Source organism: Pseudomonas sp. HY13-MNA-CIBAN-0226 (genome assembly GCF_040310305.1).
Taxonomy (GTDB): Bacteria; Pseudomonadota; Gammaproteobacteria; order Pseudomonadales; family Pseudomonadaceae; genus Aquipseudomonas; species Aquipseudomonas gregormendelii.
In genome coordinates, this window is record NZ_JBEOPS010000070.1 from 1 (window position 1) to 491 (window position 491).

Consider the following 491-nt stretch of genomic DNA (forward strand, 5'->3'; position numbering starts at 1 on the left):
CCTTAGCCTGATCCGTTACCAGTGAAAGTAACGTTCAGTCTATCTTTCTATCACATACCCAAATTTTTAAAGAACGATCTAATCAAAGACTAGAAATCAATATTCACACCGGAATATTCATTTCTAAACTCTAACAGCAGAAGCAGTTATATGGTGGAGCCAAACGGGATCGAACCGTTGACCTCCTGCGTGCAAGGCAGGCGCTCTCCCAGCTGAGCTATGGCCCCATAACAAAATTGGTGGGTCTGGGCAGATTCGAACTGCCGACCTCACCCTTATCAGGGGTGCGCTCTAACCAACTGAGCTACAGACCCAATTTCGAGCGCGCAACTGTTAGCTTGGAGCTATCAGCTTGGAGCTTAAAGCTGCTTCTATCGTCTTCTTCAATGAATCAAGCAATTCGTGTGGGAACTTATGGAGCAGCTGATGTCGTCGATTAAGGAGGTGATCCAGCCGCAGGTTCCCCTACGGCTACCTTGTTACGACTTCAC

The 491-nt window shown here is 47.5% G+C and carries 2 tRNA genes and 1 rRNA gene; all 3 read right to left on the reverse strand.

The annotated features are described in order from the left end of the window. Nucleotides 1-151 precede the first annotated feature (151 nt). Nucleotides 152-227, reverse strand: a tRNA-Ala gene (locus AAEZ05_RS27785). Between the two features lie 10 nt (nt 228-237). Beyond that, nucleotides 238-314, reverse strand: a tRNA-Ile gene (locus AAEZ05_RS27790). 123 nt (nt 315-437) lie between these two features. Beyond that, a 16S ribosomal RNA gene (locus AAEZ05_RS27795) occupies nt 438-491 on the reverse strand; the annotation flags it as partial.